The organism is Enterobacter sp. GD03975 (assembly GCF_029838645.1).
Lineage (GTDB): Bacteria > Pseudomonadota > Gammaproteobacteria > Enterobacterales > Enterobacteriaceae > Enterobacter > Enterobacter quasihormaechei.
The window spans coordinates 134,217-143,947 of the sequence record NZ_JAOBZC010000011.1 but is presented as its reverse complement, the minus strand read 5'-3'; the positions used below and the strand labels follow the sequence as shown (position 1 = coordinate 143,947).

Genomic DNA, 9,731 nt, shown 5'->3' with positions numbered 1-9,731 from the left:
TTAAAGAAACCCCGTACCGTAAGGTACGGGGTTTTTTGCTTTGTGCGTCAGAAATCAAGCCGGATGGCGGTACCGCCTTATCTGGCCTACAAGTTTTGTAGGCCCGGTAAGCGCAGCGCCACCGGGCAATGCTAATCGCACGATCTTACCGGGAAGAGATAACAGGAATAAAAATAAGGTAAGGTTTTGATAAACGCAGAAAAGCAAAAACCCAGCCATAGGCTGGGTTCTTTAAATAGTGGTGCCCGGACTCGGAATCGAACCAAGGACACGGGGATTTTCAATCCCCTGCTCTACCGACTGAGCTATCCGGGCAACGGAGCGCATTAAACCGCAATCGCGCGCGATCGTCAACATTATTTCGGGAAAAGCTGTTCAACTGCTTAAGTTTGCGGCAATCTGTCCGTTTGTGCGCTGAAATTGCACAAATCTTCCAGACAGTTCAGGCAAGCTATGACAATGCTGACGGTAAAGAGGAGAGCAGTATGGCAAATGACTGGCTTGAGCTGCGTCAGCATGCAGAAACAGGTATTGAAACAATCAAGGCACATTTCGAAGGGCACGCCTTTGATCCCCACTGGCACGACAGCTATCTGGTCGGAATAACCCTTTCCGGCACGCAGCAGTTCCACTGTCGGCGTGAACGGCACCATAGCCAGCCGGGCGATGCTTTTTTACTTGAGCCTGGTGAAATCCATGACGGTGATGCGCCGGTAGAGGGTGGCTTTACTTATCTGACCTTTTATCTCGATGAACGCTGGCTCACCCGTACGCTTCAGGGTCTGTACGACGCGACTCCCGGGAGCTACACCCTCCACTTTGCCCAAACGCTGACGCGGGAGCCTCAGCTGGTGCGCTCTATCGGTGATACGTTCGCCTCGTTGCATAACGATGAAATGAAAATCGTGCAGCAAAGCACAATGGATAACCTGCTCTCTCAGATTACAGCCCACTGCCACTGGCGTAAGAGACTTCCATCTCAGTTACAAAGCTCCGCCGTGGCGCATCGTGCCCGCGACTATCTCTACGCGCATATCGGCGAAAACGTAGGGCTATCAGACCTTGCGCGTGAGACGGGGACGGATCGCTTTACCCTCACCCGCTGCTTTAAGCGCGAGTTTCACCTCGCGCCGCACGCCTGGCTTATCCAGCTGCGTCTGGCAAAGGCCCGACAGATGCTGGCGTGTGGGGGACTGCCTGTTGATGTTGCCACGGCAGTGGGTTTTGCCGATCAAAGCCATCTTGGTCGCTGGTTCCAGCGGGCGTACCGTATTTCTCCGGCACACTACCGTCGGTTGTGCACAAACCTTCCAGACGTTTCCAGAAAATAACGGCACATTCATGGCTCTACTAAAAAGGAGCCACCTGTGAATTTATTATCCTTTCTGTTGTTTGCGTTTGTCGCCTCCATTACGCCGGGGCCAACCAATATTCTGGTACTGACTAACAGTCAGCACTTTGGCGTAAAAAATACGATTCCTGCCATCCTCGGTGGGTGTATTGCCGCCAGCGCTATTGTCCTGGTTTCCGGCGCAGGGGCAGGAGAAGCGTTACGCCAGTATCCGCTGATACGTCAGGTGATGAGCTGGGCGGGCGTGCTGTGGCTTTCCTGGATGAGCTGGCAGCTGTTTAGCGCCCCGGCCGCGAATCTCTCCTCCAGACGCCCTGTACGATTTACCGCCCGGGCGGCGGCGTTATTACAGATTGTGAATCCGAAAACCTGGATGATGGCGCTGGCAGTTGTCAGTCTGTTTGCGCCGGCAAGCGACCATGCATTACGGGATATTGCGCTGATGGCGCTATGGTTCCTGGCGATCTCAGTGGTCTGTTTGTTGTGCTGGGCGTGGCTGGGGAAGGCGGTAAACCGGATTTTCCGCACCACCGTGGCGATGGTGCGATTTCAGCGCGTAATGGCGCTGTGTTTGTTTATCTCCGCCTGGACGGGAATGCTGGCTTAGGTCAGTGCACCACCCATACGGCATTGTGCAAACCGCAAAATATCTTCCGCCAGTCGGTGCGCCGTATCTACATCAGCCTGGCTACGGTTCACCAGCATACGGCTCAGGCAACCTTCCAGCACCAGCTCCATCTGCTTCGCGACCATCGCCGGGTCATCCACTTCAAGTGTGGTCAGCAGCTCGTGTGTAAACTCGTGCGCCGCACGTTTTTGCTGATCTGCCAGCTGATGGATAGGGTGTCCGGGATCGGGGAAGTAGGTGCAGGCGGCGATAAACAGGCAGCCAGGGTAACGGTTGTTGGTAACACACTCCGTCAGCGCGGTATAGCGTGCCAATAGCTTTTGCTCGGTGGTCAGTTCTTCATTCAGCATCAGCTGTCTGCGCCAGATATCCACCTGCTGGCTGAGATAGCGCAGGGCATCATAAAGCAGCGCCTCTTTATCCGGCCAGAAGCGCCTAAGTTCATCCAGAGGGTAATCGATACGGTCGGCTACCATCTCAAGCGTGGTGCTGGCGATCCCTTGAATCTCAAGTAATTGCAGGGCTTGTCCCAGTACGTCTTCGCGTTGCACGGTTATCTCCTCCGCTATTCCCAACGGTTTGTCCCGTCTAAAGTGTTGTTTACGGTTGGCGATTGCGCAAATGCGCGTTGAATGCCGTCGCGTCCATAAACCCGGTTACACGCTGCGTCGGCTGTTCTGCCCCCTGTTCATTGAAGAACAGGATGGTAGGCAAACCGAGCACGTTAAGTTGCTTCAGCAGAGCCTTATCCTGCGCGCTGTTGGCGGTAACGTTCGCCTGAAGCAGAACGGTATCGCTCAGCGCGTGTTGTACCTGCGGATCGCTGAAGGTGTATTTTTCAAACTCTTTGCAGGCCACGCACCAGTCGGCATTGAGATCGAGCATGACCGGTTTGCCTTTCGCCTGCGCCAGGGCGCGGTTAAGGTCATCCACGTTCTTAATCTGTATAAAATTCAGATGAGCCTGCGTCTGACCTGTCGGGGTGCCAAACGCCCAGTCCTGCAAAGGACGGACGCTCACCAGCGCGGCCGCCAGCAGAAGGATCTGTACCAGACGCATCCACGGCGTCTTCGCACCCAGACTCACGATAAACGCCCAGCTGAAGAAGGCCACGCCGAGCATCGCCCACAGACGTGTAGCCCAGACGTCACCGATGATGCGTTCCAGCAGGAATACCGGGAGCGCCAGAATGACAAAACCGAACGCGGTTTTCACCGTCTCCATCCACGGGCCGCTCTTCGGCAGCAGACGATTGCCAAACACCGTCACCAGGATCAGCGGCAGGCCCATGCCGAGTGCGTAGAGGTACAGCGTGCCGCCGCCGAGCCACAGGTTGCCGCTCTGGGCAATGTATAACAGGATGGCGCTCAGCGGCGCGGTGGTGCAGGGAGAGCAAATCAGACCGGCGATGGCACCCATAGCGAACACGCCGCCCGCAGAGCCACCCTGCTGACGGTTGCTCATCAACGTCAGACGGGTTTGCAGGGAAGAGGGCAGTTGCAGGGTAAACAGGCCAAACATCGACAGCGCCAGCAGAATAAACACCGCTGACAACCCGATAAGCACATAAGGGTGCTGAAGGGCTGCCTGGAACTGTAATCCAGCAGCGGCGACCACGAGGCCGAGCGCGGTATAGGTTAACGCCATGCCCTGCACGTAGATAAAGGCCAGCACCAGCGCGCGGGCGGTGGAAAGACGTTGCTTGCCGCCCAGCACGATGCCAGAGATAAGCGGGTACATGGGCAGTACGCAGGGCGTAAAGGCGATGCCGATACCAATCAGTAACGCCCATAGCGCGGAGAAAGGCAGGTCAGCGCGGCCTTTGGCCTCTTCGCTCGCAGGAGGCGGAGAAGCCGCGGCTACGCCTTTGACTTCACTCAGCGGCACGACTTTTGTTTCCGGCGGATAGCAGAACCCGGCGTCGGCACACCCCTGATACGTCACCGTCAGGGTAGCGCCTTTATCCGCCTGATTCACCGTGACGGGCACGCTTAAGCGCTGGCGATAAATTTCACTTTTGCCGTAGAACTCGTCCTCGTGCCATTCGCCAGCGGGCATCTGCAATGCGCCAACGTCAGCCTTTGCCGGCGTGATGCTGACCTGCTTGCGGTAGAGGTAGTAACCCTCTTTCACCTGCCAGGTGAGGCTGAGATCGTGCTGGTTTTGCTGAAAGTCGAAAACGAACGCCTGGTCGGCAGGAATAAAGTTCGAACGGCCGGGTGCGTCAAACAACCCGGCAAAAACTGACGTGCTGCACAGCAGCAGGATCAGCGTAATGAAGCGTTGAGCCATGAGAGATAATCGTTATCGCCGTGGACTACTGGCAGCACCAGCAGCTCCGGGGTTTGATATGGATGATGAGACTTGAGGCAGTCGAGGAGCGCCTGCTGGTTGGTCAGATTGGTTTTGAGCAACATCTGGACTTCGTACTCTTGCTCCAGCTTGCCTTCCCAGTAATAAAGGGAGGTTGCGCCGGGTAAAAGCGTGACGCAGGCAGCCAGTTTTTCGGCCAGCACTTTGGCGGCGAGATCCTGGGCAGAGGCTTCATCAGGGGCGGTACACAGTACAACAACAGCATCAGGCGTGTTCACAAGTCGACCTCCTCATCACGAAAGTCTTCACTATATCACGCCATGCGATTGGTCATTAATGAAACGGGCCGCAGAGCGGCCCGATTTTAACTATTTTTACAACGGCTAACCGTTTACAGCACAATGCCACCGATGATAAAGCCGAGGATCACGCAGAGCGTAATCGCCACCACGCCCGGGATCAGGAACGCGTGGTTAAACACGTACTTACCGATGCGGGTTGAGCCGGTGTCATCCATCTCAACCGCGGCCAGCAGGGTTGGGTAGGTTGGCAGTACGAACAGGGCGGAAACGGCTGCAAAAGAGGCAATCGCCGTCAGCGGCGTAACGCCCAGCATCAGTGCCGCAGGCATCAGCGCTTTGGTGGTCGCGGCCTGGGAATACAGCAGCGTCGCCGCAAAGAACAGCACCACCGCCAGCAGCCACGGATAGTTGTGCAGCAGGTCGCCTGCAACGGTCTGGATATCGCTGATGTGTGCTTTGACGAAGGTATCACCGAGCCACGCCACGCCCAGCACGCACACGCAGGCGCTCATACCGGATTTGAAGGTGCTGGCGTTCAGCACTTCGCTGGTGTCGATTTTACAGGTGATGCTAATCAGCGTCGCGATGGTCAGCATGAAGACCACAATGGCTTCGTTACGCGGCAGAACCGGGTTCTGGATCAAACCTACCGTATCGCTGATGGCGGTCGCGTAGAACATCACGGCGACGATACCGATCAGGAACAGCAGCACGGAGCGTTTTGCATGCGGCTTCAGCTCGAAGACCTGGCTTCCGCGCAGGCTCACTTCGCCTTTTGCCAGACGCTCCTGGTAAACCGGATCGTCTTTCAGCTCGGCGCCGAGGAAGTTACACAGCACGGCGGTGATCATCACCGCAATCAGCGTGACCGGAATACAGATCGCCAGCAGCGTCAGGTAGCTCACGCCCATCGGCTCAAGGATCCCCGCGAAGAAGACCACGGCGGCTGAGATTGGCGAGGCGGTGATCGCAATCTGGGACGCCACCACGGCAATAGAGAGAGGGCGAGACGGGCGAATGCCCTGCTCTTTGGCCACTTCGGTGATCACCGGCAGCGTGGAGAACGCGGTGTGGCCAGTGCCGGCGAGAATGGTCATAAACCACGTCACCAGCGGGGCAAGGAAGGTGATGTATTTCGGATGGCGACGCAGCATACGCTCCGCCAGGCTCACCAGGTAGTCCATACCGCCAGCGACCTGCATGGCCGCAATGGCAGCGATAACCGCCATGATGATTTCGATAACGTCAAAAGGGATTGCGCCGGGTTTAATCTGAAAGATCAGGGTAAGTACGAGCACCCCGAGACCGCCGGCAAAACCGATGCCGATACCCCCGAGTCGTGCGCCCAAATAAATCGCCAACAGGACGATGACGAGTTCTGCTCCAAACATAAAGACCTGCCTTGCTTATTAACAAGTTGATATTGAATTGTTGTGTTTTGGTAACGCCCATAAAGAAAAAAGGCACGTCACAAGTGACGTGCCTTTCGGAAGCTTAGCCTGAACGGTTACTGTTCGCTTTCATCGGTATATCGTTTCGCTTTATAGGCCGGATGCATCAGGTTCTGGGCGGAGAAGATATCGTCCAGCTCGGCTTCGGTCAACAATCCTCGCTCAAGAACGACCTCACGCACGCTCTTACCGGTTTCGGCACAAATCTTACCGACGATGTCGCCGTTGTGGTGGCCGATGAACGGGTTGAGGTAGGTGACGATGCCGATTGAGTTATACACGTAACCTTCACACACCTCTTTGTTGGCGGTGATGCCGTTAATGCATTTTTCCAGCAGGTTGTAGCAGGCGTTGGTCAGAATATGGATGGATTCAAACATCGCCTGGCCAATCACTGGCTCCATCACGTTCAGCTGGAGCTGACCGGCTTCGGAAGCCATGGTGACGGTCGTATCGTTACCAATAACCTTGAAGCAAACCTGGTTCACCACTTCCGGCACCACCGGGTTTACTTTAGCTGGCATGATGGACGAACCCGCTTGCAACTCTGGCAGGTTGATTTCATTCAGGCCAGCGCGTGGACCGGAGGAGAGCAGGCGCAGGTCGTTACAGATTTTGGACAGTTTCACCGCCAGACGCTTCAGCGCGCTGTGCACCATCACGTAGGCGCCGCAGTCGGAGGTAGCTTCAATCAGGTCTTCCGCAGGCACAACCGGCAGGTTGGACACTTCAGCCAGCTTCTGTACCGCCAGCTGCTGATAGCCATCCGGCGTATTCAGACGTGTACCGATGGCGGTTGCACCCAGGTTCACTTCCAGCAGCAGCTCGGACGTGCGCAGCAGGTTTTTGGTCTCTTCATTCAGCAGCACGTTAAACGCGTGGAATTCCTGTCCGAGGGTCATGGGGACAGCGTCCTGCAACTGGGTACGGCCCATTTTCAGGATGTCCTGGAACTCAACGGCTTTACGCTGGAAGCCATCGCCCAGCTGATTGATCGCGTCGACCAGTTTGACGACAGAAGCATACACCGCGATGCGGAACCCGGTTGGGTACGCGTCGTTGGTGGACTGACATTTGTTAACGTGGTCGTTCGGGTTCAGGTACTGGTATTCACCTTTCTGATGCCCCATCAGCTCCAGGCCGATGTTTGCCAGTACTTCGTTGGTATTCATGTTGACGGAGGTGCCCGCGCCGCCCTGATAGACGTCAACCGGGAACTGATCCATGCATTTGCCGTTGTTCAGCACTTCATCGCATGCGGCGATAATCGCATTTGCAGCGCTTTTAGGAATGGTTTGCAGCTCTTTGTTCGCCAGAGCCGCGGCTTTTTTTACCATCACCATGCCACGCACAAATTCAGGGATGTCGCTGATTTTGCTGTTGCTGATGTAGAAGTTTTCAATCGCTCTCAGAGTGTGAACACCATAGTAGGCATCCGCTGGAACTTCCCTGGTACCCAACAAATCTTCTTCGATACGAATGTTGTTTAACATGTGAACCTTCTTTTCAAGCTGCCGATGGATTGTACTAAACACACAGTATATATGTGGTTTTGAATATTTTCTGACCGACGATTATTCCCTCAATCGGCCAGATGTTCGAGATCATATGCTGATGATAGCGAATTGCCGTAAGCTGGATCACTTATTATCGACCCGATTTCATGATAATTATTAATCTGTGAAATGGGTCACCGCTTTAATATTTCCAAAAAAAATATCCGTGCAAACCGATTGAATTTTGGCTAACCGTCACCATCTCTTATCTACGCGCTTCGCGAACACATTCAGACAGGGGCCAGAAGGCACCTGCCACACAGGAGATGCCAGTGCGCTGGATACCGTTTATTGCTTTCTTTCTTTATGTTTACATTGAAATTTCGATTTTCATCCAGGTTGCCCACGTGCTGGGCGTCCTGCTGACGCTGATTCTGGTGATCTTCACCTCCGTCATCGGCATGTCGCTGGTGCGCAATCAGGGTTTCAAAAATTTCCTGTTAATGCAGCAGAAGATGGCCGCAGGCGAAAGCCCGGCAGCCGAGATGATCAAAAGCGTGTCGCTGATTATTGCTGGCCTGCTGCTGATCCTGCCTGGGTTCTTCACCGACTTTCTCGGCCTGCTGTTGCTGTTGCCGCCGGTACAGAAGCACCTGACCATGAAGCTGCTGCCGCACCTGCGTTTCAGCCGTATGCCGGGCGGTGGTTTCAGCACCGGCCCGGGGGATACCTTTGAAGGGGAATACCAGCGTAAGGATGAGCAGCGCGACCGGTTAGATCATAAAGACGATCGATGAGTTTGTGGCCCGGAGGCGCTTCGCTTACCGGGCCTGCGAATTTTGCCGCTTCGGTAAAAACAGCCACAGCCCCGCCAGCATGATGATGGCGTACACGCTCTTCCACCCCACCATCGCCAGCAGCAGCAGGCACAGCACACACCCGACCGCCGCCAGCGCCTTAAAGCGTCCTTTCAGCAGCCGACAGCCCGCCAGCATGCACAGCAGGTAGATCATGATGAAGATACCGTTGGCGTAGACAATCAGCGCGTCAAGGTTGATGTCGAGCAGATAAATGCCCAGGGAACTCACCACGCAGCAGCCCAGTACGGTATTCAGCGCATTCGCCGGAAGCTGACGTTTAGACAGGCGTGCGAGTCGGCTATCAGGTTTATAAAGTGCCTGAGACCACACCAGCCGGGCGAAGCTCTGAATATAGATATTGAGGCTGGCAAAGCAGGCGAGATAGCCAATCACGCAGGCCACCCACAGGGCTTTAACGCCGAACAGTTGCACCACGATGCCCGGTAGCGACGCGGCAGCGGCTTTCTCTTCGCCGAAGGCGTTAAAGTGCAGCACCAGTACCGTACAGGCCCAATACACCGTGCCCGCCAGCAGCAGGCCAATCATCAGGGCGCGGGGGAAGTCACGCTCGGGCTGTTTAAACTCGGAGGCCAGGTGAGCAAACGCCTCCAGACCGACGAAACACCAGAACATGACGGATAATGCCGAGAAAAGCTGTGCATGGTCGACGTCGTTAATCGCGGGGAAAGGAATATCCGCCACGGTAATGTCACCCGCCAACCAAATGGCGACGATCAGCGCGACGATCAACGCTGCGACCAGCGTTTGCAGATTGGCGCTGGAACTGGCCCCGCGTGAGCCCACCCACCAGACAATCGCCAGCGTACCGAGTTCAGCCAGCAACAGCTGTTCGTCGTGCCAGCCAAACAGCGCCTGTCCGAAGCCAGTGGCGATATGCAGGGCTGCCGGAAGGCCGACCGGGATCACCGATAAAAACAGCCAGCCGGTGACGCGTTCCATTCGTGGGCCAAATGCCATGCCGACAAAATGCGCTACGCCGCCCGCGCTGGGGAAGTGCCGCCCGAGTATGGCAAACACAATCGCCACCGGGAACACCAGCACGATCAGTACCGGCCATGCCCAAAGGCTGTTATTGCCGGCAACCAGCGCCGCCAGTGCGGGAACCGCAAATACTCCCGTGCCTAACAAGGACGTTGAGAGTAAGCCAATACCCTGCGCCAGCCCCAACTCCTGCCTGAGTCCACTCATTTGCCTCGTCCCGCCACCATCAAAAGAGAGGGGATGGTAACACTTTCGCAAATTTTTTTTCGGTTACCCCTTGAAGGGGTAAAAAGCTATCCCCATCTCTCAGGGCACTAGCCGGAAAACC

At 55.7% G+C, this 9,731-nt stretch carries 9 protein-coding genes and 1 tRNA gene; 3 read left to right on the top strand and 7 right to left on the bottom strand.

The genetic code is table 11. From position 1 onward, the window contains the following. Nucleotides 1–239: 239 nt before the first annotated feature. A tRNA-Phe gene (locus N5C09_RS17060) sits at nucleotides 240–315 on the bottom strand. 170 nt (nucleotides 316–485) lie between these two features. Here N5C09_RS17060 and N5C09_RS17055 point away from each other — a divergent pair. Further along, a complete protein-coding gene (locus N5C09_RS17055) occupies nucleotides 486–1,331 on the top strand; it encodes an AraC family transcriptional regulator (RefSeq protein ID WP_102749857.1) in 846 nt (281 codons plus the stop codon). 36 nt (nucleotides 1,332–1,367) lie between these two features. Then, nucleotides 1,368–1,958: a LysE family translocator gene (locus tag N5C09_RS17050; RefSeq protein ID WP_279749511.1), complete on the top strand. Its 591-nt coding sequence runs from the start codon at nucleotides 1,368–1,370 to the stop codon at nucleotides 1,956–1,958. Here N5C09_RS17050 and N5C09_RS17045 read toward each other — a convergent pair. The 5 genes from N5C09_RS17045 to aspA all read right to left on the bottom strand — a co-directional run bounded on the left by N5C09_RS17045 (nucleotide 1,955) and on the right by aspA (nucleotide 7,538). Further along, nucleotides 1,955–2,530 carry a transcriptional regulator gene (locus N5C09_RS17045; protein ID WP_279749510.1) on the bottom strand — a complete coding sequence of 192 codons (576 nt, stop codon included), beginning with the start codon at nucleotides 2,528–2,530 and terminating at the stop codon, nucleotides 1,955–1,957. The genes N5C09_RS17050 and N5C09_RS17045 overlap by 4 nt on opposite strands. Before the next feature lie 49 nt (nucleotides 2,531–2,579). Then, on the bottom strand, nucleotides 2,580–4,271 hold the full coding sequence (locus N5C09_RS17040; protein ID WP_279749509.1) for a protein-disulfide reductase DsbD: 1,692 nt from the start codon (nucleotides 4,269–4,271) through the stop codon (nucleotides 2,580–2,582). Further along, nucleotides 4,247–4,570: a divalent cation tolerance protein CutA gene (cutA, locus tag N5C09_RS17035; protein ID WP_003855908.1), complete on the bottom strand. Its 324-nt coding sequence runs from the start codon at nucleotides 4,568–4,570 to the stop codon at nucleotides 4,247–4,249. Before cutA ends, N5C09_RS17040 begins: the two co-directional genes overlap by 25 nt. A gap of 113 nt (nucleotides 4,571–4,683) precedes the next feature. Then, nucleotides 4,684–5,985 (bottom strand): anaerobic C4-dicarboxylate transporter, encoded by a 1,302-nt coding sequence (locus N5C09_RS17030; protein WP_003855921.1) that lies wholly within the window; start codon nucleotides 5,983–5,985, stop codon nucleotides 4,684–4,686. A 116-nt stretch (nucleotides 5,986–6,101) separates the two neighbouring features. After that, nucleotides 6,102–7,538, bottom strand: coding sequence for an aspartate ammonia-lyase (aspA, locus tag N5C09_RS17025; RefSeq protein WP_003855923.1), 1,437 nt, complete (start codon nucleotides 7,536–7,538; stop codon nucleotides 6,102–6,104). Nucleotides 7,539–7,873: 335 nt separating this feature from the next. On the opposite strand from aspA, the gene N5C09_RS17020 reads away from it, so the two are divergent. Beyond that, nucleotides 7,874–8,338 (top strand): FxsA family protein, encoded by a 465-nt coding sequence (locus N5C09_RS17020; RefSeq protein ID WP_003855925.1) that lies wholly within the window; start codon nucleotides 7,874–7,876, stop codon nucleotides 8,336–8,338. 24 nt (nucleotides 8,339–8,362) lie between these two features. Here N5C09_RS17020 and yjeH read toward each other — a convergent pair whose 3' ends face one another. Next, nucleotides 8,363–9,610, bottom strand: a complete 1,248-nt coding sequence (gene yjeH, locus N5C09_RS17015) for an L-methionine/branched-chain amino acid transporter (protein WP_279749508.1) — start codon at nucleotides 9,608–9,610, stop codon at nucleotides 8,363–8,365. Nucleotides 9,611–9,731 lie beyond the last annotated feature (121 nt).